General features: G+C 68.5%; 22 protein-coding genes. 8 read left to right on the top strand and 14 right to left on the bottom strand.

Annotated elements, in window-relative coordinates; all coding sequences use genetic code 11:
* Positions 1-26 precede the first annotated feature (26 nt).
* Entirely contained in the window at positions 27-989 is a 963-nt protein-coding gene (locus KZJ41_RS25725; RefSeq protein WP_161995374.1) for an MBL fold metallo-hydrolase, read from the bottom strand.
* Between the two features lie 127 nt (positions 990-1,116).
* Between KZJ41_RS25725 and KZJ41_RS25720 the strand changes: the two genes are divergently transcribed.
* The 3 genes from KZJ41_RS25720 to KZJ41_RS25710 all read left to right on the top strand — a co-directional run bounded on the left by KZJ41_RS25720 (position 1,117) and on the right by KZJ41_RS25710 (position 3,606).
* Entirely contained in the window at positions 1,117-1,656 is a 540-nt protein-coding gene (locus tag KZJ41_RS25720) for a MarR family winged helix-turn-helix transcriptional regulator (protein WP_029546471.1), read from the top strand.
* A 109-nt stretch (positions 1,657-1,765) separates the two neighbouring features.
* Entirely contained in the window at positions 1,766-2,092 is a 327-nt protein-coding gene (locus KZJ41_RS25715) for a DUF485 domain-containing protein (RefSeq protein ID WP_006940653.1), read from the top strand.
* A gap of 5 nt (positions 2,093-2,097) precedes the next feature.
* Positions 2,098-3,606, top strand: coding sequence for a cation acetate symporter (locus tag KZJ41_RS25710; protein WP_251549827.1), 1,509 nt, complete (start codon positions 2,098-2,100; stop codon positions 3,604-3,606).
* Between the two features lie 73 nt (positions 3,607-3,679).
* Here KZJ41_RS25710 and KZJ41_RS25705 read toward each other — a convergent pair whose 3' ends face one another.
* The 10 genes from KZJ41_RS25705 to KZJ41_RS25660 form a co-directional block, all read right to left on the bottom strand.
* A complete protein-coding gene (locus tag KZJ41_RS25705; protein ID WP_231385961.1) occupies positions 3,680-3,997 on the bottom strand; it encodes a hypothetical protein in 318 nt (105 codons plus the stop codon).
* A gap of 50 nt (positions 3,998-4,047) precedes the next feature.
* Positions 4,048-5,268: a WXG100 family type VII secretion target gene (locus KZJ41_RS25700; RefSeq protein WP_251549825.1), complete on the bottom strand. Its 1,221-nt coding sequence runs from the start codon at positions 5,266-5,268 to the stop codon at positions 4,048-4,050.
* Positions 5,268-5,690: a hypothetical protein gene (locus KZJ41_RS25695; RefSeq protein ID WP_043802415.1), complete on the bottom strand. Its 423-nt coding sequence runs from the start codon at positions 5,688-5,690 to the stop codon at positions 5,268-5,270. Before KZJ41_RS25695 ends, KZJ41_RS25700 begins: the two co-directional genes overlap by 1 nt.
* A gap of 612 nt (positions 5,691-6,302) precedes the next feature.
* Positions 6,303-6,923 (bottom strand): LON peptidase substrate-binding domain-containing protein, encoded by a 621-nt coding sequence (locus tag KZJ41_RS25690; RefSeq protein ID WP_251549822.1) that lies wholly within the window; start codon positions 6,921-6,923, stop codon positions 6,303-6,305.
* Positions 6,923-7,396 (bottom strand): DUF309 domain-containing protein, encoded by a 474-nt coding sequence (locus tag KZJ41_RS25685; RefSeq protein WP_006940659.1) that lies wholly within the window; start codon positions 7,394-7,396, stop codon positions 6,923-6,925. The genes KZJ41_RS25690 and KZJ41_RS25685 overlap by 1 nt, the downstream gene beginning before the upstream one ends.
* Positions 7,389-8,147, bottom strand: a complete 759-nt coding sequence (locus KZJ41_RS25680) for an ESX secretion-associated protein EspG (RefSeq protein WP_251549820.1) — start codon at positions 8,145-8,147, stop codon at positions 7,389-7,391. Before KZJ41_RS25680 ends, KZJ41_RS25685 begins: the two co-directional genes overlap by 8 nt.
* Entirely contained in the window at positions 8,144-9,394 is a 1,251-nt protein-coding gene (locus KZJ41_RS25675) for a WXG100 family type VII secretion target (RefSeq protein ID WP_251549817.1), read from the bottom strand. The genes KZJ41_RS25680 and KZJ41_RS25675 overlap by 4 nt, the downstream gene beginning before the upstream one ends.
* Before the next feature lie 327 nt (positions 9,395-9,721).
* On the bottom strand, positions 9,722-10,048 hold the full coding sequence (locus KZJ41_RS25670) for a hypothetical protein (RefSeq protein ID WP_050036030.1): 327 nt from the start codon (positions 10,046-10,048) through the stop codon (positions 9,722-9,724).
* A 9-nt stretch (positions 10,049-10,057) separates the two neighbouring features.
* Positions 10,058-10,741 (bottom strand): DUF3558 domain-containing protein, encoded by a 684-nt coding sequence (locus KZJ41_RS25665; protein ID WP_082120288.1) that lies wholly within the window; start codon positions 10,739-10,741, stop codon positions 10,058-10,060.
* Positions 10,742-10,773: 32 nt separating this feature from the next.
* A complete protein-coding gene (locus KZJ41_RS25660; RefSeq protein WP_029546461.1) occupies positions 10,774-11,376 on the bottom strand; it encodes a TetR/AcrR family transcriptional regulator in 603 nt (200 codons plus the stop codon).
* A 110-nt stretch (positions 11,377-11,486) separates the two neighbouring features.
* Here KZJ41_RS25660 and KZJ41_RS25655 point away from each other — a divergent pair, with 110 nt between their 5' ends.
* From KZJ41_RS25655 to fabG, 4 genes are all read left to right on the top strand, one after another.
* The gene (locus KZJ41_RS25655) at positions 11,487-12,632 is read left to right on the top strand and encodes an acyl-CoA dehydrogenase family protein (RefSeq protein ID WP_006940667.1); all 1,146 of its coding nucleotides are present in this window, start codon (positions 11,487-11,489) and stop codon (positions 12,630-12,632) included.
* 36 nt (positions 12,633-12,668) lie between these two features.
* Positions 12,669-13,886 carry an acetyl-CoA C-acetyltransferase gene (locus KZJ41_RS25650; RefSeq protein WP_251549814.1) on the top strand — a complete coding sequence of 406 codons (1,218 nt, stop codon included), beginning with the start codon at positions 12,669-12,671 and terminating at the stop codon, positions 13,884-13,886.
* Between the two features lie 153 nt (positions 13,887-14,039).
* On the top strand, positions 14,040-14,801 hold the full coding sequence (locus KZJ41_RS25645; protein ID WP_251549812.1) for an SDR family NAD(P)-dependent oxidoreductase: 762 nt from the start codon (positions 14,040-14,042) through the stop codon (positions 14,799-14,801).
* 32 nt (positions 14,802-14,833) lie between these two features.
* Positions 14,834-15,595 carry a 3-oxoacyl-ACP reductase FabG gene (gene fabG / locus KZJ41_RS25640; RefSeq protein ID WP_251549810.1) on the top strand — a complete coding sequence of 254 codons (762 nt, stop codon included), beginning with the start codon at positions 14,834-14,836 and terminating at the stop codon, positions 15,593-15,595.
* An 81-nt stretch (positions 15,596-15,676) separates the two neighbouring features.
* On the opposite strand, the gene KZJ41_RS25635 is transcribed toward fabG, so the two are convergent.
* From KZJ41_RS25635 to KZJ41_RS25625, 3 genes are all read right to left on the bottom strand, one after another.
* Complete coding sequence (locus tag KZJ41_RS25635) at positions 15,677-17,074, bottom strand: amino acid permease (RefSeq protein ID WP_251549807.1); 1,398 nt, start codon at positions 17,072-17,074, stop codon at positions 15,677-15,679.
* Positions 17,067-18,332 (bottom strand): Glu/Leu/Phe/Val dehydrogenase dimerization domain-containing protein, encoded by a 1,266-nt coding sequence (locus tag KZJ41_RS25630; RefSeq protein WP_006940679.1) that lies wholly within the window; start codon positions 18,330-18,332, stop codon positions 17,067-17,069. The genes KZJ41_RS25635 and KZJ41_RS25630 overlap by 8 nt, the downstream gene beginning before the upstream one ends.
* 210 nt (positions 18,333-18,542) lie before the next feature.
* Positions 18,543-19,052: an Lrp/AsnC family transcriptional regulator gene (locus tag KZJ41_RS25625; protein ID WP_006940680.1), complete on the bottom strand. Its 510-nt coding sequence runs from the start codon at positions 19,050-19,052 to the stop codon at positions 18,543-18,545.
* Positions 19,053-19,237: 185 nt separating this feature from the next.
* Between KZJ41_RS25625 and hppD the strand changes: the two genes are divergently transcribed.
* The gene (hppD, locus tag KZJ41_RS25620; protein ID WP_006940681.1) at positions 19,238-20,443 is read left to right on the top strand and encodes a 4-hydroxyphenylpyruvate dioxygenase; all 1,206 of its coding nucleotides are present in this window, start codon (positions 19,238-19,240) and stop codon (positions 20,441-20,443) included.
* Positions 20,444-20,453 lie beyond the last annotated feature (10 nt).

The following is a 20,453-nucleotide window of genomic DNA, read 5'->3' as shown; positions in this document are numbered from 1 at the left end:
CATTTCCTTCTCGTACCGTGGTGGGGTCAGCTCTGGAGCTGGGCCCAGACCTCGTGGTCGCGCTCGGCGGTCCAGATCACGGGCCGTTCGATGCCGGACAGTTCGTCCCACACCCGGGAGACGTCGAACGGCAGGCAGTGCTCGAAGATCGGCCAGTGCCCATAGCGGTCGAACAGTGCCGCGTGCGTCGCCTCGAACGCCTCCTTCAATGTGCCGCCACGCCGCTGCACGGCCCCTACCTCGGTGAGCATCACGTTCAGGAAGTGCCGGGTCTGCTCGATGGCGGCGTCGACCTCCTCGCGGCCGCGGCTGACCGCGCCGCGCCCGCCGACGAGCGCCTCGGCGCCGAGCGCCTTGATCCGGTCGAGTGTGCCGGTGGACCAGTCGCGGTGGAACGCGTCGCCCGTGTACAGCGCGGCCTGCGCCTCGACGAGATCGCCGGCGAACAGGATCTTCTGCTGCGGCAGCCACGCGACGATGTCGCCCTCGGTGTGGCCGCGGCCGAGGTGCTGGAGTACCAGGTTGCCGCGGTCGCCACCGAGGTCGATGGTGAGCCGGTCGCTGAACGTCAGTGTCGGCCAGGTCAGGCCGGGCACGGAGTCGGCACCCTTGGCCAGGCGCGGCATGCGGCCGAACTCGGACTCCCAGTCCTCCCGGCCGCGCTCGGCGATGAGGTTGTAGGTGTTCTCGTGCGCGACGATGGTGTCGGCGTCGAAGGCGGACGCTCCCAGCACCCGCACCGCGTGGTAGTGCGAGAGCACGAGGTAGCGCACGGGCTTGTCGGTGTGCTCACGCAGCTTGGCCAGCCAGTCGCGCGCCGCGACCGGGGTGGCGAGCGCCTCGAAGCACACGAGGAAGTCCTCGCCCTCGACAGCCCCGAGGTTGGGATCGCCCTCGGCGGTCAGCGCGTACACCCCGTCGGCGAGAATCTCGAGGGTCTGCTCCTTCTCGCCCAGATCGGCGGAGGAAGCGAAGGACAGTGCGGTCATATGGAACCACCCCAGTTAGTAAAAGGTTTGAACGAATCTGTGACCAATGTAAGTGGCGTCATACCGGATGCGCAAGCCTTTGACCACTTCGGCACGGTGCATGCGGCGCCACCTCTACGCTGGCGGGGTGAGCGAGCCTGCGGACGACGTGGACAACCTGGACTTTCTGAGCTTTGTCGACTTCGCCGTGCGCAAGACGACGCGCGTCATGCCCGAGGTCGATCCCCAGTCGATGCGGCTCGTGCTCGAACTGACCCGGGTCGCGAGTGCACTCGTCTACGACCTCGAGTCCACCGTGCACCGCCCGCAGGGCTGGAGCTGGCCCGGCTTCCGGGTGCTGTTCATGCTGTGGTTGTCCGGGCCGAGCGATGCCAAGCGGGTCGCCCAGCTCTCCGGTATGAGCCGCGCCGCCGTGTCCGCGCTGGTCAACACGCTGGAACGGGACGGCCTCGTGACCCGGCGGCGCTCTGAGCGCGACCGGCGCTCGGTCGAGCTGAGTCTGACCCAGGCCGGTGTCGACGCGATCACCAGCACCTACGCGGCGCACAACAAGCGCGAACGGACCTGGACGAGCGTGCTGACCAAGCCCGAGCAGACCATCCTGATCGGCCTGCTGGAGAAGCTCGCCACCGCGGCCGACGACCTCGATATCCACACCCGCGACTGAGTCGCGGCGCCGGAGTACTTGCGCTTTGTGATGGCCCTCACTTACGGTAGGGCGTCCAATCAATCAAAGTATTGATTGATTGATCCCTTCACACCCCATTGAGGTGATCATGTCGCTCGACATCTCCACGGCCGCCGGCGGCGGCACGACCCGGCCGGACGACGCCGGTCTCGACGCCGTCCTCGCCCTTGCTCGGCAACGCCGACGCCTGTCGCTCGGCTCCGCAGCCGTCCTGCTCGCGGTGTTCATGGGCTACATCGTCCTGACAACCTCCACCACGGTCTTGTCCGGCCGCCTCGGCGGACTCGGCATCGCGTACTGGGTCGGGTTCGCCGTCTTCGCCGCGATCCTCGTCGTCGCGCAGATCTACACCCGCTGGGCGCGCCGCATGGACGCAGTCGTCGATGCGCACCTTGCCGCGCTGGAAGGGCGGTGACCGGCATGGGACTCAGCGTCGCGATCGTCGTCGCCATCATCGGTGTCACCCTCGGCATCACCTACCTGGCCGCCAAGCGCAACACCTCCACGGACTCGCACTACGTCGCCGAGGGGCAGGTCGGGCCCGTCGGCAACGGACTGGCCATCTCCGGCGACTACGTCTCGGCCGCTTCGTTTCTCGGTATCACCGGCATGATCGGGATCGCCGGGTTCAGTGGCTTCTACTACGCTACCGCGGTGCCTCTGGCGTACCTGCTGGTGCTGCTCATCATCGCCGAACCGCTGCGCAACCTCGGCCGCTTCACGCTCGCCGACGCCGTCGCCGCCCGGTTCGACGGCCGCGGACTGCGCGCCGCTCTCGCCGTCACCACGATCGTCATCTCCGCGATGTACATGGTGATCCAGTTCGTCGGCGCGGGACTGCTCGTGCAGGCCCTGCTGGGCATCAAGTTCTGGGTCGCCGTCATCGTCCTCGGGCTGCTCATGGTCGTCTACACCATGTTCGGCGGCATGCTCGCCACCACCTGGGTGCAGGTGCTCAAGACCGGGCTGCTGCTGACCGGCACCGCTCTCATCCTGTTCCTGGTGCTCGCGAAGTACGGGCCGAGCCCGCTGCACGTCGTCGAGCCGCTGCCGGACTCGGTCGCGTCGTCGCACCCGCAGAACACCACCAAGACCTTCGACATCATCTCCCAGCAGCTCGCCCTTGCCCTCGGCGTGATGGGTCTGCCGCACGTGATGGTCCGGTTCCTCACCGTCAAGGACGCCCGCGCCGCCCGCAAATCCGGTGTGGTCGCACTGTGGATCTTCAGCGCCTTCTACGTGGTGCTGCCGTTCGTCGGATACGGCGCGATCCGCGCCCTCGGATCCGACGCCATCGCCGCCGCGCATCCACAGGGTAACCTCGCCGTGGTTCAGCTCGCCGGCGCCCTCGGTGGTCCTGCCCTCGAGGCCGTGATCATCGGCATCACCCTCGCCACGATCCTCGCGGTCCTCGCCGGCGTCGCCATCGCCACCTCCGGAGCGTTCGCGCACGACCTCTACACTCACGTCGTCAAGGGCGGAAAGGCCACCGGTGAACAGCAATTGAAGGTGGCCCGGCTGTCACTGCTCGGCATCGCCATCGTCGCCATGTTCCTCGCGCTCGGGGCCAAGGGCTTCAACCTCGGCTTCCTCGCCAACGTCGCGTTCGCCGTCGCCGCGAGCACCAGCCTGCCTGTGCTGCTGCTGAGCATCTACTGGCGCGGATTCAACCGCGTCGGCGCGACCTGGGCCCTGGTCGGCGGCCTCGCAGTGAGCCTCGGGTTGGTGGCGATCAGTCCCAACATCCTGGGACCCACCGGGCTGATCCACGGGATCGACCCGATCTTCCCGCTCACGATCCCGGCCCTGGTGTCCGTGCCGGCGGGATTCCTGCTGGCCTATGTGGGCTCGCTGGTCGGCCGCTCCCGGCCGGAGGCCGCCGGCACCGACTTCGCCGAGATCGAACGCCTCGCACTCATCGGCCGCTGACACGGCCGGTGTGTCCTTCGGGCTGCCAGGACAGCCCGAAGGACACACCGCCGCGGCCACCACGGTAGGGGAGCTACTGCCAGGGGATCCGGTAGGACTCCCATTCCTGCCCTTCCGCAGTCGAGGTACGCGTCGGTTCCGGGAACCACCGGAGCCGCGGATTCGTCTTGAGTTCGGCCACCTCCGGCGGAACCGGACGCGCCGTCACCTCGATCTCGGACCACCGGCACTGTCCGGCAGCGACTCTCGACGCATACAGCCGCAACTCGGGGGACGCTTCCGCGGTCGCTGCGAGTTGTTCCATCAACGCATCGTCGACCTCGATGCGTCGGTCCCGGTCGGCGCCGGCGAACCCTCGTGCGCGGATCACGGCGGCTTCGAAGTCGGTCACGGCCTGGTGGATTCGCCGCAGTGGACTGTCGAGGTGCGGCGGTACTTCCCTCATATCGCATCCGCCCACGGGTCCTCACCGACCGAATACGCGCTGGAGGGCTTGTTCACGGGGCCGCTCACGTCTGCGACGCCGGCGAGGTCGATGGCCACCTCCGCCCTGTGCTCGGTGCGCTCGTGCGCCTCGGTCAGCGGCGCCAGCTTCTGCTCGACCCGATCCTTCAGGACGTCCGCCGGCGACGACAGTGCGTCGAGGAATTCCTTCAATGCGTCGGCGAGCTCGCGGATCCGGTCCACTACATCGTCGACGAATTCCATCGTGTTCTGAACGATTTTGGTGATCGTGACGATCTGTGCGGCCGTACCGACGAACGGAGTCTTCTTCAGCAGGAACTTCAACTTCTGCAACGCGTCGTCGAATGCCACTTCTTCTTCGAGCATCTCCTTCAGTGACCGAACCGCCGTGACGATCCCCTCCCGGATCTTCTCCGCAACCAGGTAGCACGTCTCCTTGATGACGCGTCCGACCGGTCCCTCCCATCGGAGGGCATCGACGATGCGGTCGGCGTAGTCCGTGAACGCCCGGGCGGCCTGCCCGCCCCAGTGGGGATCCAGGGTCCGGACGACGGCGGCGAGGTTCCCGCCGCTGGTCTCTACCGCCTCCCCGGCGATGCGATAGGCGTCGCCGAGGCGCTCGAGTTCGTTCCAGTTTCCGCCCAGCGGTTCGACGACCTGCGCGATCGGGCTCCACCCGGTCAGCAGGTCGATCGCCTCGTCGACATCGCCGAGCCAACCGGCTGCATCCGCGACGACCTGACGGACGTCCTCGGGGAGGGTTTCGGGGTGACCGAGTTCGATCCGGTCCGGACCGCCATACGGGAAGGTGCCGGGATACGGCCGCGCCGGACCGGGCGCCGGTGTGTCGGGATCGAATGCGTCGACCGACTCCGGGAAGAGCATGTTGGCATTGAGCCGTTCGTAATTCCGTGCCTCGGTGTCGTCGTACATCCACGCGCACCGGTTCAGTTCGATGCTGGTCTTCAGGCAGAGATCGGCAACCTGGAAGTATCGAGCCTGTGCCGACGGGAGAACCGCCTGGAACCCGGCCCGGATCGTCTGCAACAGCACACCGTCGAAATTGCCGTTCGGCTCACCGTGGACGGCGAGATACCGGTTCGCCCGCACAACATCGTGTCCGATCTCCTGCACGGCGACGGCAGCGCCGGCTATCCGGCGTGTGGTGGCGGAGAATTCCTCGTGCGTCCCGGGCATCACGATCTCCTCAGCGACGCGACGAGATCATCGATAGAGCTGTCGTCGAGCTGTCCGGCCACACCGCGATCCGCCCGGACGACGAAGACCGCGACCTCCGCTGTTGCAAGGCCGGTGGTGGCCACGACGTCCAACCGCGCTGCCGGCGGGTCACATTCGTCGGTGGGCGGGATGTCGGACACCAGAGCCGTGAGCCGGACTGCCGGGTTTCCGGCAATCTCGAAATGGACGGGGTCCGAATAGTTGATCGTCGGCAGTCGTCCGTCGTCGGAGTACATCCATTCGACCGCCCGGACTTCGTGAGCAGCGACGGTCAGGAGGTCGCCCGCTGGGCGCCCCGTGATCCCCACTGCGGCCAGCATCGACGTGTCGTCCGCCTCGCAGTACTCCTTCCCGAAAGCGGATGCCGAACCGATCACCATCGCTGCACCGTCCCGGCTTCTCCAGCCCATGACCGATTGGCCCTGCCCGAACCAGCCGGCTGGAGTGGTGTACGTGAGCCCGAACCGTGTCGGTACCGGTTGCGGTTGCCCTTCGGGAACCTCCGGCGGGAGCGGAGCGCGCTCCATCGACGGGAAACCCGGGGGGAGTTCGCGCGGTGGTGTTGCGGCAGTGGGCGACTCGGTGCGTGTCGTCGTGATCGGTGGTGGTGGCGCCCAGCCGGAATCCGGAAGGTCCGGCCTCAGCAGGCTCGCTGCTGCGGATATTCCACCGATGGCCAGCAAGCCCCCCACATACCACAACGCCACCTTGGCCAGCTGAAGGACAACGACGCCCCATTTCGACATTGTTCGATCCCCCCCATCGACGGCAGAACCATACCAATTGATGTGTTCCGCATGGGGATTGAGCTTTTCTGGGCCGCGCAGATACCCGGATCGTCGTGTGTTCGTTCCCGGCTGTCGGGATGCAACCGTCGGCGACGTGCGCGGTCGTCCTGGCGACCGACGGGGTGCGGCAGCGGTTGACCGGCAGACGCGCGGGTGCGGTCGAGGGAGGTCATGCGCTGTCCGCGAGGCGGTTCGCCCTCGCCCTTACGTACTGTCGAGGCGCCACTGCGCGAGTTGGACAGCGTTCGAGATGCATTCGGTCAGCACGGCCAATCGTTCGGTGGGTCCGTGCGCCGTGAGTACCTGCAGCCGGTCGGCCTCACCCATAGGGACGAAGCGTGCCAGCGCGAACAGCCGGGCACCCGGCTCGTCGGGCAGTTCGGTGATGCTCGGGGGTTCGATCCGGCCGCCCGACAGGCGGTCGAGCAGACCGTACAGCCGGCCGAGCCCCACGCTCAGGCCGGAGAAGTCCACCGGACCGGACTCCATGTCCGGCCACGGCTCGACCTCCGCCCGCGGATACGGGTCGTCCGGTAGCCAGTCGATCACCCGGATGCGTTCCTCGCCGATGCATTCCAGGAAGTAGCGACCGTCGTCGAGTTCGGAGTCCATCACGATCCGCGCGACCGTGCCGACGTCGTGGCGGGTCTCGCCCCCACCCACCTCGTGGCCTCGCTCGATGAGCACCACGCCGAACCGCGGCCCGTCCGGATCTGCGAGGCAGTCCCGGACCAGCTCTCGATACCTCGGTTCGAACACGTGGAGTGGAAGGGCGTCGCCCGGAAGCAGCGCGGTTCCCAGCGGGAACATCGGGAGCACGGGCATCAGGGCAGCCGCAGCCGCGGTATCGGCGGCGCCGGGATCGGCTCGCCGCGCGCGATCTCCGTCAACAGGTGTTCCGCCCATGCCGCGAGGCCGTCTATGTCCAGCCCGTGCGGCGGCTCGTCCTCGTAATGGCGGATCCGAGCCTCCCCCTGCCGTAGCAGCGACGCGGCCCCGGCCGGATTGTCCCGCAGCAGATGCGTCAGCCCCACGGTGAGCTGCGCCAAGCCCTGCCACAGCGTCCGCTCGTCGGCCGGCGCCGACTTCCACGTGCCTTCCAGCACCTCGTGCGCATGGAACGGATACCCGTGGTCGAGCAGCCGCTGCGCCTCGGTGATCGCCTCGTCGGGCTCGAGCTGCAGGTCCTCCGGGACCCGTTCGACTCCCTCCTCGCCGTAGGGCAACGGGCGCCCCAGGGCGTCGCGCGGGCGGGCGTTCTGCGGTTTGCCGTCGACCGTTCGATCCCGTTCAGCCATGCACCCAGCGTAAACCGGCAGCGCCGACGCGACCCCGCTTCTCGCGCGCCTCGTCGACCGCGTAGGCCAGCTCGTCGCGCAGCAGCTCCGGGGTGGCCGGGCAGACGTGGGTGTGGTGGCCGGTCCGGAACAGGTACCGCCCGTCGCCTGCGACGTCGAACCAGCCGAGATCGGTGACCGGCGTGAAGTTCAGACCGTCCGGTGAGCACAGCACCCGTACGCTGCCCGTCCCGGACCGCGGATCGGTCAGCAGCCGCCGCAACCGGACGGCCGGGGGCGCCTGCGCGGTCCGGAGCACCTGCGTCGGGCGCGCGAACTCCGCCACTTCCGCGGTGGGTGCCGACAGCGCCGGCGCCGTACCCGGGGGCGCGCCGGGTAGGCACTGCACGACCGCCTCCGCCAGTGTGTGCGCCGCGGTCGCCGTCACGACGAGATCGCCGGCACGTCCCGGATCCTGCCGCGCCAGAACGGCGGAGTCGTGCCTGATGCATCCCCGCAGCCGCAACTCGGAGCCCTCCGAGAACTGCCCGTACACCTCGACGGCGACCTCCGCGTATCGCATCGTCGCTATCGCCGCGGTGAGCCGCTCGTCGGGATTCGCGCGCCGCCACCGGTGGGCCGCCTCGAGGTTCGCGGCGTGCTCGTCCTCCCACAGCGCGGTGGAGCGGTAGCGCAGAGGAAACGGAATCTCGTCGAGTCCCGTCGCGGTCCACAGGGCCAGGAACCGGTCGGGGGTGAGCCGCCACCTCACGCCGGATCGACCCCCAGCACCGGCGGCGCGGTGAGCGGGATCGGACCGACGAGCTCGTTCCCGTTGTCGGCGCCCACCAGATAACTGGGCACCGTGCGGGCGGCCTCGTCGTCGCGCGCAGGACGCGCCGGGGCGCCCAGCATGCCCGGGTACATGCCGCCCGGACGGGCCGACCCGGCGCGGGCGCCGGCGCCCGACGTCGCCGGGTTCGTCGTACCGTTCGCGACCGGTAGGCCACCCACGGGTCCGAGCCCGCCGGGACCGGCAGCGCCGGAGCCGCCGCTTCCACCGCCGGCGCCTCCGGACGTTGGACCACCGGGTCCGCCCGGAGGTCCACCCGAACCCGGGTACCGCTCCGGGCCCGACGTCGCGCCGGCCGTCGTCGTCGCGGCCGGGGTGGTGGCTGCAGGCTCGCCGGCGCCCGGCGCCGGGCCGCCCGGGTCTGCTTCCCCGTCTGTCGCGGAGGTGCCGCGGGACGGAGCGTCCGTGACCTGCCCGTCGTCGGCGCCGGCCACCGAGGCCGAGGGCCCGGTGCCGGCCGCCGAGGCCGAGGGGCCGATGCCGCCGCCCCGGCCCTCCGCGCTGCCCGAGGGGTGGCGCGACAGGTCTGCCCCGACCGGACCGGATCCTGCCGTCGCCTCGTGCGGCGACGGCAGGACCGGAACCGCCGTGCCGGATTCACGGTAGTGCGGGACGTAGAGCGATTCCATGACGCGTACCGCCTCGGCGTGCGCCGCCTCCGCCGCCCGCGCGAACTCGGCCGTGTCCTGGGGCACCACCACGCCCAACGGCATCGGAATCTGCGCCGGCGGTGGTGGCACGTTGTTCCGCACAGCCGAAGCGACCTCCGATGCCGCAGCGAGTTTGGTCGACACCGCAAGCAGCGCGGTCACGAGTTGTTCGGTCGACCTCGCGAAGGAGCGGGTCGCCGCCACGGCGCGGCGCGCCGCGTCACCATCCCACCCCTCGGCAATCTTGTTGCAGATCATCTGGGTTCCGAAGATGAAACCGACGCTCATGTCGGTCGCGATCTTGCGCCAGCTCTCCGCCAGGCTTCGCATCGCGCCCGGGTCCATTCTCTGGACGTCTCGATAGATGGCGTCGTGCTCCATACTGTGGAAGTTCTCGAATGCGGTGGCGTAGTCGGGATCGAAGCTGCCTTCGAGCCGTGCCACCAGTCTGGTGTGCCAGTCCGCCAGCGCGCCGACCCGCTCCGGTACCCGATGCTCGAGCAGCGGTTCGAGCATCGCTGCGACGGGATTCTCGTTCTCCGGCACCCTATTCGGTGCTTTCGCTCACGGTCGCGACGTGCTGCGCCGTGCGTCTTCCGGTGCCGTGCGAAACATCAAGTGACGTGTCCATGGAGTCCCCCCGATTCCGTGGTAGTGCGCAGCATCGTAGCGGACCGTGCGGTCTCGTGGCGAGTCGTGCCGAGGAACGAACGGCATCAGCCATCCGCGACTTTTCCAGTCATGCGCTCCCCCAATGGTGGTCGCGGACGACTGGCGCCCGCGCGGATACAGCACGACTCGTGGAATTCTCCGGGTTTCGGAGTGACGCGCAGTGGCGGCGGTTCACGCGGAGTCGGTGGTGCCGAGTTGCCGGGCCCAGTCGTAGTCGGCGTCGAGGAAGCCCTGTCCACCGGCGGCGAACGTGTCGCGCATGCGGGAGAGGGCCTCGTGGAATTGGGTGAGCCGCTCGTAGGCGGACGTGGGGGTGCCTCTGGCCTTGGTGAGGAAACCTTGCCGAAGCTGTTCCGCGGACTCGAATCCACCGAAGCTTCCGACCGTGGTCAACTCGTCGGTTCGGTCTATCGCATGGCGGAGATTGGCGAGCATGGTCTCGCAGATGGCGACGATCTCTTCGATCGTTTGTGGGTCGAGTCGTAGCGGTTTGCTCACGTCGGTCCTTCAGTTGGCGAGTTGAGCGGCGATGCGTGACGTCGTGTCTTCAATTCCGGCGCATAGCTCGTCTTGCGGCACTTCGGCGGACTGGTCGGGGTGATAGACACGGGAAACGATGAGGACACCGAAGGAGGTCTCGACGTTGACGGCGCACGACCATGACCGGCCCGGGTCTCGTTCGAGCAATGCACGCCGACCGTTGATCTCGATGGGAGTGGAGTACTCGGCGACCTTCACCTGCACCTCGGCGAAAGTGATGTTGCCGGACATGACGTTGAGTCCGTACCGGCGCAGAACGCCGGGGATATGCAGGGTGCCCTCGTAGCGGCAGGTGAGGAAGGTGTAGTGCGTCGCGGCGAAGTCGCTGATCTCCTCCGACCTCGGGTCGTAGCCCGCCTCGACGAGCACTCGGTCGGGGATGTCGAGGCAGGGGTCGAACGTGACTGGGGGGCGGTCGGATTCGTCGACGATGCGGGGTGTGCGTGTCGTCGTGGTGGTGGCGGGTGGTTCCGTGGGTGCCGCGGGCGTGACGGCGGTGCACGCGCTGACCGCCGCCGCGACGAGGGCGACGATCCATCCGCGAGTGCGCAGGTGTCGTCGTCGCTCTCGTTCGCTCGCTTCCCGGTCGCACGCGACGTCGATTGCGGGCGCGGACGACCGGCAGCCGCGCGAACATTGCCCCCCACCCATGGACCCCCCGATCCGTCGTGTGGGGACAGATGCTAGCGGACGGCGCCCACGAGCCGGAGGGCGAGATCGGAGTAGAGGTGCGCGAGGGCGTGGGGCTCGTGGTAGCGGCCGGAGGGGTACCAGCGGCAGATGTCGACGCACAGCGACATCAGGGCAAGGGTGACGCCCTCGGTGTCGGGGACGGTGAACTCACCCGAGGCGACGCCGGCGTCGACGATGGTGCGGACGACCTGGGTGGTGCGCCGGCGCAAGCCGGTGATGACGCGGTAGTGCTCGGGCGTCAGGGCGGTGAGCTCGTACTGGACGACGCGGGCGCGGCGATGGTGCTCGGCCTGCCACTCGGCGAACCGGCCGATGACGTTGGCCAGCCGAGTGGTGGCGTCCTCGCCGGGGAGGTCGGCGTCGCGCACGACCTCGAGGGCCAGGTCGTGGCCCTCGTAGCTGATCGCGTAGAGCAGCTCTTCCTTGGACTTGTAGTGGGGATACATCGCGGCCGGGCTCATGTCGAGGCGGGCGGCGATCAGCCTGGTGGTGGTGCCGCCGTAGCCGTTCTCGGCGAACACCTCGACGGCCGCCTCGCGTAGGCGGGCCGCGGCCTTCGATCCGCTGATCACCGCGTCCCTCGATGTGCTCACGTCCTGCTCCCGTTCCTGCTACGGCCCTGGTTGACAAGATAGCGGCCGCGGTTCACTATAAGCGCACGCTTAGAAAATAAGCAGATGCTTACAGATTTGAGGAGCGGTTGATGCAACGCACCCTGTACGGCCCCGATCACGAGGCGTTCCGCGAGTCGGCGCGCGAGTTCGTGAACCGGTTCGTCATGCCCCGTGCGGAGGAGCTCATCGAACGTCACGAGATTCCCCGTGACATCTGGATCGAGGCCGGTAAGGCCGGCTTCCTGGGACTCGAGATCCCGGAGCGCTTCGGTGGCATGGAGGCGAACGACTACCGCTTCAACGCCATCCTCGGCGAGGAGTTCGCCCGCGCGAACATGGCGCTGTCGTCGTCGATGGGCATCCACTCGGACATCACCGTTCCCTACATCGTCCACCTGGGCAACGAGGAGCAGCGTGAGCGCTGGCTGCCGCGCTGCGCCACCGGTGAGCTCATCTGCGCCATCGGTATGACCGAGCCTTCCGGCGGTTCCGACCTCGCCAACCTGAAGACCACCGCCGTGCGCGACGGTGACGACTGGATCCTCAACGGCGCCAAGACCTTCATCACCAACGGTTACAACTGCGACCTCGTCGTCGTCGCGGCCCGCACCGACCCGTCGAAGGGCGCGAAGGGCATCTCCCTGTTCGCCGTCGAGCGCGGCATGGAGGGCTTCGAGAACGGTCGCAAGCTCGACAAGGTCGGCCAGCCCGAGGCCGACACCGCGGAGCTGTTCTTCAAGGACGTCCGCGTCCCGCACGCCAACCTCATCGGCGAGGAGGGCATGGGCTTCATCTCGATGATGAAGATGCTGCCGCAGGAGCGGCTCGGGTCCGCGGTCAACAACGTGCACCACGCCAAGCACATCCTGCTCGAGACCATCGAGTACGCGAAGGAGCGCAAGGCGTTCGGCCAGGCCATCGGCGCCATGCAGTACAACAAGTTCCTGCTCGCCGAGCTGATCACCAAGATCGAGGTGGCCGAGGCCTACGTCGACCAGGCCGTCGAGGCCCACGCCGACGGCAAGCTCACCGCCGTGGACGCGGCCAAGGCCAAGTGGTGGACCGCGCAGACGCAGTCCGAGGTCCTGGACGCGTGCGTGCAGATCCACGGTGGCTACGGCTTCATGAACGAGTACCGTGTGGCTCGTGCATGGAAGGACGCCCGCGTCACCAAGATCTGGGCCGGCACCAACGAGATCATGAAGGAACTCATCGGCCGCGATCTGGGCCTGTAGAGACTCGAAGCGTCAACACAAAACAAGGAGCACGTGATGCCCGAAGCTGTGATTGTGTCCGCCGCCCGTTCTCCCATCGGGCGGGCGATGAAGGGGTCGCTCAGGACGGTGCGTCCGGACGACCTGGCCACCCAGATGGTCGCGGCCGCCCTGGCGAAGGTGCCGGAGCTGGACCCGGCCCAGATCGACGACCTGATGCTCGGCTGCGGCCAGCCCGCCGGCCAGTCCGGGTTCAACATCGCCCGCGTCGTCGCCGTGCAGCTGGGTTACGACTTCCTGCCCGGCGTGACCGTCAACCGCTACTGCTCGTCGTCGCTGCAGACCACCCGCATGGCGCTGCACGCGATCAAGGCCGGCGAGGGGGACGTGTTCGTCTCCGCCGGTGTCGAGTCCGTCTCCAGCTTCGTCACCGGCAACGCCGACGGCCTGCCGAACACCAAGAACCCGCTCTTCGCCGACGCCGAGGCCCGCACCGCCACGCTCGCCGAGGGCGGCACCGCGTGGACCGACCCGCGCAGCGAGGCCCTGCTGCCCGACGTCTACATCGCGATGGGCCAGACCGCGGAGAACGTCGCCTCGCTCACCGGCATCTCCCGCGAGGACCAGGACCGGTGGGGTGTGCGGTCGCAGAACCGGGCCGAGGAAGCCATCAAGTCCGGCTTCTTCGAGCGTGAGATCAGCCCCGTCACCCTGCCCGACGGCACCGTCGTGACCACCGACGACGGGCCGCGGCCCGGCACCACCTACGAGGCCGTGAGCCAGCTGGGGCCGGTGTTCCGCCCCGACGGCACCATCACCGCCGGCAACGCCTGCCCGCTCAACGACGGCGCCGCGGCCCTGGTGATCATGTCCGACACCAAGGCCAAGGAGCTCGGGCTGACCCCGCTGGCGCGGATCGTCTCGACCGGCGTGTCCGGCCTGTCGCCGGAGATCATGGGTCTGGGCCCGATCGAGGCCGTGAAGAAGGCTCTCGCCCACGCCGGCAAGACCATCTCCGACATCGACCTGTTCGAGATCAACGAGGCGTTCGCCGTGCAGGTGCTCGGCTCCGCCCGCGAGCTCGGCATCGACGAGGACAAGCTGAACGTCTCCGGTGGTGCGATCGCCCTCGGTCACCCGTTCGGCATGACCGGCGCGCGGATCACCGCCACCCTGCTCAACAACCTGCAGACCCACGACAAGCAGTTCGGCGTGGAGACCATGTGCGTCGGCGGCGGTCAGGGCATGGCGATGGTGCTCGAGCGCCTGAGCTGATCGTCCCCCTCGGACCGGGAAGTCGGATGAGGCGCGGTCGCGGGCCCGAAAGGGCTTGTGGCCGCGCCTTTTTCGAATATCAAGTCTTGAACTCGAGCGCAAATTCAACTATACAATTCGCATAGGTATCGACTATCGGAGGAGACTACACACATGTCCGTGCTCGACAAGTTCCGCCTCGACGACCGCGTCGCGATCGTCACCGGCGCCTCCTCGGGCCTCGGCGTCGCCTTCGCCCAGGCTCTCGCGGAGGCCGGGGCCGACGTCGTGCTCGCGGCCCGTCGCGCCGACCGGCTCGAGCGGACCGCCGAACTCGTCCGTGCCGCCGGCCGCCGCGCGCTGAGCGTCGAGACCGACATCGCCGAGCCTGAGCAGGCGCAACGGATGGTCGATGCCGCGATCGAACACTTCGGCAAGGTCGACATCCTCATCAACAATGCCGGCATCGGCACTGCCGTCCCGGCCACCAAGGAGACCCCGGAACAGTTCCGGCGCGTCATCGACATCAACCTGAACGGCTCCTATTGGGCCGCGCAGGCCGCCGGGCGCGTCATGCAGCCCGGCAGCTCCATCGTCAACATCTCCTCCGTCCTCGGCCTCACCACCGCGGGACTGCCGCAGGCCGCCTACGCCGCCAGCAAGGCCGGCGTGATCGGCCTGACCCGGGACCTGGCCCAGCAGTGGGGGGCACGCAAGGGCATCCGCGTCAATGCCATCGCGCCGGGATTCTTCGAGACCGAGATGACCGACGAGTACCAGCCCGGCTACCTCGACAGCATGAAGCCGCGAATCATCCTGGGCCGCAACGGTGATCCCGCGGAGATCGCCGCCACCGCCGTGTGGCTCACCTCGGAGGCCGCCGGCTACGTCACCGGCCAGACGATTGCGGTCGACGGCGGCCTGACCATCAACTGAAGTTTCCAACCACAACAGCACGGAGGTAAGCAGTGAGCGAAACAGTCACCCGCACCGCCATCGTCACCGGAGCCGCGCGCGGCATCGGCGCCGCAGTCGCCAAGCGGCTGGCGCAGGACGGATTCCAGGTCGCGGTCCTGGACCTCGACGAGTCCGCATGCGGCGACACCGTCTCGGCCATCGAGGCGGCCGGCGGCAAGGCCCTCGCGGTGGGCGCGAACGTCGCCGACGAGCAGTCCGTCGCCGCGGCTGTGGAGAGGGTCGCGAACGAGCTGGGCGATCCCACGGTGCTGATCAACAACGCCGGCATCACCCGCGACAACCTGCTGTTCAAGATGACCGTCGACGACTGGGACGCCGTGATGAACGTGCACCTGCGGGGCGCGTTCCTCATGTCCCGGGCGACGCAGAAGTACATGGTGGAGGCCAAGTTCGGCCGCATCGTCAACCTGTCGAGCACCTCCGCGCTGGGCAACCGCGGTCAGGTCAACTACTCCGCCGCCAAGGCCGGCATGCAGGGCTTCACCAAGACCCTCGCGATCGAGCTCGGCAAGTACGGCGTCACCGCCAACGCGATCGCCCCCGGCTTCATCGAGACCGAGATGACCGCTGCGACGGCCGAGCGGGTGGGCATGTCGTTCGAGGACTTCAAGGCCGCCGCGGCCTCGCAGATCCCCGTCGCCCGCACCGGAAAGCCCGACGACATCGCGCACACCGCCTCGTTCCTCGCGAGCGAGGGTGCGGGATTCGTGTCGGGTCAGGTCATCTACGTCGCCGGTGGTCCGAAGGACTGACGGCGGGGACCGATCCACGACGACGCCGTGCGTCCCTCCCCCCTGCGGGAGGACGCACGGCGTCGTCGTCTGTGCGGTCGGCTACGTCTGCCGGCGGTGCAGAAGCCAGCACGCTCCCGCGATCGTGGCGGTGAGTGCGCCCGTCGCGATGAGCTGGGTGCGGGCGGCCGTGTCGAACAGCGCGAGCACGGCGATGCCGGCGAGCAGGCCGAGGGTCGCGTACGACAGGTACGGGAAGCCCCACATCTTCAGCGGCAGGGCGTCTTCGGTGCCGTCGCGCCGGGCCCGCCGGCGCAGCACGAGGTGCGAGACCGCCACGAACGTCCACAGTACGAGGATGGTCGAGCCCACGGCGTTGAGCAGCAGCGGCAACACCTTGTCGGGACGTACGTAGTTGAGTGCGACGGTGACGAATCCGAACGCGACCGAGGCGAGGACCGCGTTGCGGGGCACCCCGTTGGCGGCCACCCGGCCGAACGCGGGGTAGGCCGAACTGCGTTGCGAGAGGGAGTAGATCATCCGTGAGGCGCTGAAGAGCATCGCGTTGAGCGAGGACAGCAGCGCCACCACCACGATCACGGTCATCACGGCGGCCGCCCCCGGCACGGCGCCGGCGTTCAGCACCGCGACGAACGGGCCCGTGACGAGATCCTCGGACGTCCACGGCAGCACCGTCACCATGATCAGCACCGAGCCGATGTAGAAGACCAGGATGCGCCAGATCAGCGTGCGCACCGCGCGGCCGACGTTGCGGCGCGGATCGGAGGTCTCGGCGGCCGCGATGGCGATGATCTCGGTGCCGCCGAACGCGAACACCACGATGAGCAGGCCCGCGGCGATACCGGCGATACCGGTCGGCGCGAAGCCGCCGTGCGCGGTGAGGTTCGCGAACCCGGTGCTGTCGAAGGCGGGCACCCATCCCGCGATCATCGCGACGCCGATCGCGAGGAAGGCGACGATGGCGACGATCTTCAGTGCCGCGAACCAGAATTCGACCTCGCCGAACCGGCGTACGCCGACGAGGTTCACGCCGGTGAGCACCACCATGAAGAACAGTGCCGCGGCCCACTGCGGGATCCCGGGAATCGAGGCGGCGGTGATGGCGGCGGCGCCGGTCGCCTCCGCCGCGATCACGATGACCACCTGGATCCAGTACAGCCAGCCGATGGTGCGGCCGGCGACGGAGCCGAGGGCGTTCTCCGCGTGCACGGAGAAGGCGCCGCTGGCGGGGTTCGCGGCCGCCATCTCGCCCATCATCCGCATGATGAGGACGACGAGAGCCGCGGCGGCGAGGAACGAGACGAGGATGGCCGGGCCCGCGACGGCGATGCCGGCGCCGGAGCCGACGAACAGTCCCGCGCCGATCGCGCCGCCGAGACTCATCATCACCAGCTGTCGCGGCCGCATCGCCTGGTGCAGCATCGCCCGCGGCGCCGGCTCGGTGGTGGTGGCCGGCGTGGTGGCCAAGGTGTCAGTCATCGATGCGCTCCCCGGCCGGCACCAGCTGGTCGAGGGCGATCTCGAACGCGGTGGCCGCGACGCCCGTATGGTCGGCGCAGCGGTCGTGGCAGCGCTGCAGCGCACCCGCGACGGTGTCCGAGACGTCGCCGAAGATCGCCGCGTCCGAGACCTCCACGTCACCCTCCATGAGCTGGGCGAAGGCGCGGGCCATGCCGCTGTTGGCGATGAAGTCGGGGATCACGGAGACGGACTTGTCCGCGTGCTCGTAGGTGGGGCCGTAGAAGATCTCGTCGTCGGCGAAGGGCACGTTCGCTCCGCTGGCGATCACCTCGAGGCCGGCCGCGACCATACGGTCGACCTGTTCGCGGGTGACCAGGCGGGAGGCCGCGCAGGGGAGGAAGATCTCGGCGCCGAGGTCCCAGATCGCGTCGTGCACCTCGGTGAAGGGACGCATCCGGTCGCTGCGGAGCGCGTTGCCGTCCTTGTTCAGCAGCAGCGTGCGCACCTCGTCGAAGTCGAGACCGGCCGTGTCGAGGATGCCGCCGTCGCGGTCGATGATGCCGACCACGCGAGCCCCGGCCTGGGCCAGGTAGTAGGCCGCGGCCGCGCCGACGTTGCCCCAGCCCTGGACGATCACCCGCTTGCCCCCGAGTCCGTGATTGCCGGCGGGGTCGCCGTAGATGCGGTAGTGGTGGCGCACCGACTCGGCGACGCCCCAGCCCGTGATCAGATCGGCCACCGTGTACTTCGCATCCGGTGCCGGGGTGAACCGGGTGTCCTCGACGACCTTCGCGACACCGAGCCGCAGCTGCCCGACCCGCTGGACGCGTTCGCGGTCGTCCGCCGCGAAGTGCCCGTTGACGACGCCCTCCTGCGGATGCCACAGCCCGTTGCTCTCGGTGAGCGGCACGACCTCGGTCATCTCGTCGACGTTCAGGTCGCCGCCGGTGCCGTAGTAGGCGCGCAGCAGCGGCGCGACCGCCCGGAACCAGCGCCGCAGCACGCCGTCCTTGCGGGGATCGGAGGGGTCGAAGTCGATGCCGGACTTGGCGCCGCCGATGGCCGGACCGGAGACGGTGAACTTGACCTCCATCGTCTTCGCCAGCGACTCGACCTCGCGGCGGTCGAGGCCGCGGCGCATCCGCGTGCCGCCACCGGCCGCGCCGCCGCGCAGGGAGTTGATGACGACCCAGCCGCGGGCGGTGGTCTCGGTGTCGTGCCACTCGAAGACGATCTCGGGGGCCTTGTCCTCGAAACGGGTCAGCAGGTTCTTCATGTCTTCTCTCGGGAGTCGGGACGGTGCGATGCCCGGGGAGCGGGCGAATGAAGAAGACTGTGACCGTGGTTACAGAGGGGGCGCAAGTGCGGCCTGCACTACTGGTCAGGCTGAAGAGCTGTAGCGCAGCCGCCCGTCGTTTTTCTGTGCAGTGTGCAGAGCTGTTTCGACGTTTTCGGCGGGCGGGGGCGAGCGCGCCGACCTTCAGCTCTACCGACGGTAGGCGGGCGCTTTGGCGGTTTTGCCCGGCTGCAGCGTGCGGAGCAGCGGCATGGCCCGGTACCGCACCACCTCCGACAGCACCATGACGCTGGTCGACCGGGCGACGATCGACGACCGGTTCAGTTCGATCAGCGTCTGCTGCAGACCGAGGTGGGAGTCCGCGGCGATCCGGCACAGGATGTCGCCGGCGCCGGTCGTCGCGAACGCCTCGAGCACCCCCGGAATCGCTTCGAGGACATCGGTGATCGCTTCGAGCGCGCCCTGGACGATCTCCATCGTCACGAAGGCCTGGACCTCGAATCCGGCGGCCGCCAGGTCCAGCCGCGGTTCGTAGCCGGCGATGATCCCGGACTCCTCGAGCCGGCGCAGCCGTGCCGAGACCGTCGCGCGCGCCACCCGCAACCTCCGGGACAGCTCCAGGGCGCCGATCTTCGGATCCGTGTGCAGCGTGTCCAGGAGCGCGAAATCCAACTCGTCCAGCTGCACGGCGTCACGCATGGCCGTTCCTTCCGAAGAGGCGGCGGAAACTGTGCCGATTGTATAGCGGCTCGCCCGGCATCCCGCCTTTTCCAGTCAGGTCGATCAGCTGGGAGAGGCGAGATTGCACCGTCGCCGCGACGGGGTTTTTCCTGGTGACACACGACACACCGATGGCGCCGCGTCCGGCGGCAGGAGGAATTGACATGACTCTCGAGTTCACCCTCACCGACAGCGAGAAGCTCGCCCAGCTGAACCCCGAGGAACTGCGGCAGCTCGTCGGCCTCGTCGAGTACGACGCCGAGCGGGACCCGTTCCCCGTCAGCGGCTGGGATGCGGTGGTGTGGGTGGTGGGCAACGCCACCCAGGCCGCGCACTACTACCAGTCCGCGTTCGGGATGGAACTGATCGCCTACTCCGGTCCCACCACCGGCAACCGCGACCACCACGCCTACGTCCTGCGCAGCGGGGCGGTGCGGTTCGTGGTCAAGGGTGCGGTCGATCCGGACAGCCCTCTCGTCGAGCATCATCGCCGGCACGGCGACGGCGTCGTGGACATCGCGCTGCAGGTGCCCGACGTCGACAAGTGCATCGCGCACGCCCGGGCCCAGGGCGCGACGGTCCTCGAGGAGCCGTACGAGATCAGCGACGAGTACGGCACGGTGCGGCTCGCCGCGATCGCCACCTACGGCGAGACGCGCCACACGCTCGTCGACCGGTCCCGCTACACGGGCCCGTATCTGCCCGGCTACGTGGAGAAGTCGTCGACCTACCGCAAGCGCGACGGCGCGCCCAAGCGGATCTTCCAGGCCCTCGACCACGTGGTCGGCAACGTCGAGCTCGGCCACATGGACGAGTGGGTCGGCTTCTACAACCGCGTCATGGGCTTCACCAACATGGCCGAGTTCATCGGTGACGACATCGCCACCGACTATTCGGCCCTGATGAGCAAGGTGGTCTGCAACGGCAACCACCGCGTCAAGTTCCCGCTCAACGAGCCGGCCGTCGCGAAGAAGCGCTCGCAGATCGACGAGTACCTCGATTTCTACCGTGGTCCCGGCGCGCAGCACCTGGCGCTGGCCACCAACGACATCCTCACCGCCGTCGACCGGCTCCGCGAGGAGGGCGTGGAGTTCCTCGCCACGCCCGACGCCTACTACGAGGACCCCGAGCTGCGCGCGCGGATCGGGAACGTGCGGGTGCCGATCGAGGAACTGCAGAAGCGTGGCATCCTCGTGGACCGGGACGAGGACGGTTACCTCCTGCAGATCTTCACCAAGCCGATCACCGATCGCCCGACGGTGTTCTTCGAGCTGATCGAGCGGCACGGTTCGCTCGGCTTCGGCAAGGGCAACTTCAAGGCCCTGTTCGAGGCGATCGAGCGCGAGCAGGCGGCGCGCGGCAACTTCTGACCGGACGCGC

The sequence above is a fragment of the Rhodococcus sp. 11-3 genome, from assembly GCF_023704055.1.
Taxonomy (GTDB): Bacteria; Actinomycetota; Actinomycetes; order Mycobacteriales; family Mycobacteriaceae; genus Rhodococcus; species Rhodococcus aetherivorans.
Note: the sequence above shows the minus strand (reverse complement) of the source record. Positions and strands in the feature narration are given on the sequence as shown.

Excerpts from the sequence above, each read along its gene's own strand:
- KZJ41_RS25655 (WP_006940667.1), top strand. The coding sequence starts at position 11,487 with ATGCAACGCACCCTGTACGGCCCCGATCACGAGGCGTTCCGCGAGTCG.
- KZJ41_RS25675 (WP_251549817.1), bottom strand. The coding sequence starts at position 9,394 with ATGCTCGAACCGCTGCTCGAGCATCGGGTACCGGAGCGGGTCGGCGCG.
- KZJ41_RS25625 (WP_006940680.1), bottom strand. The coding sequence starts at position 19,052 with ATGCGTGACGCCGTGCAGCTGGACGAGTTGGATTTCGCGCTCCTGGAC.
- KZJ41_RS25650 (WP_251549814.1), top strand. The coding sequence starts at position 12,669 with ATGCCCGAAGCTGTGATTGTGTCCGCCGCCCGTTCTCCCATCGGGCGG.
- KZJ41_RS25665 (WP_082120288.1), bottom strand. The coding sequence starts at position 10,741 with ATGGGTGGGGGGCAATGTTCGCGCGGCTGCCGGTCGTCCGCGCCCGCA.
- KZJ41_RS25690 (WP_251549822.1), bottom strand. The coding sequence starts at position 6,923 with ATGCCCGTGCTCCCGATGTTCCCGCTGGGAACCGCGCTGCTTCCGGGC.
- KZJ41_RS25715 (WP_006940653.1), top strand. The coding sequence starts at position 1,766 with ATGTCGCTCGACATCTCCACGGCCGCCGGCGGCGGCACGACCCGGCCG.
- KZJ41_RS25635 (WP_251549807.1), bottom strand. The coding sequence starts at position 17,074 with ATGACTGACACCTTGGCCACCACGCCGGCCACCACCACCGAGCCGGCG.
- KZJ41_RS25710 (WP_251549827.1), top strand. The coding sequence starts at position 2,098 with ATGGGACTCAGCGTCGCGATCGTCGTCGCCATCATCGGTGTCACCCTC.
- KZJ41_RS25700 (WP_251549825.1), bottom strand. The coding sequence starts at position 5,268 with ATGCCCGGGACGCACGAGGAATTCTCCGCCACCACACGCCGGATAGCC.
- KZJ41_RS25695 (WP_043802415.1), bottom strand. The coding sequence starts at position 5,690 with ATGGTGATCGGTTCGGCATCCGCTTTCGGGAAGGAGTACTGCGAGGCG.
- KZJ41_RS25645 (WP_251549812.1), top strand. The coding sequence starts at position 14,040 with ATGTCCGTGCTCGACAAGTTCCGCCTCGACGACCGCGTCGCGATCGTC.
- KZJ41_RS25725 (WP_161995374.1), bottom strand. The coding sequence starts at position 989 with ATGACCGCACTGTCCTTCGCTTCCTCCGCCGATCTGGGCGAGAAGGAG.
- KZJ41_RS25685 (WP_006940659.1), bottom strand. The coding sequence starts at position 7,396 with ATGGCTGAACGGGATCGAACGGTCGACGGCAAACCGCAGAACGCCCGC.
- KZJ41_RS25630 (WP_006940679.1), bottom strand. The coding sequence starts at position 18,332 with ATGAAGAACCTGCTGACCCGTTTCGAGGACAAGGCCCCCGAGATCGTC.
- hppD (WP_006940681.1), top strand. The coding sequence starts at position 19,238 with ATGACTCTCGAGTTCACCCTCACCGACAGCGAGAAGCTCGCCCAGCTG.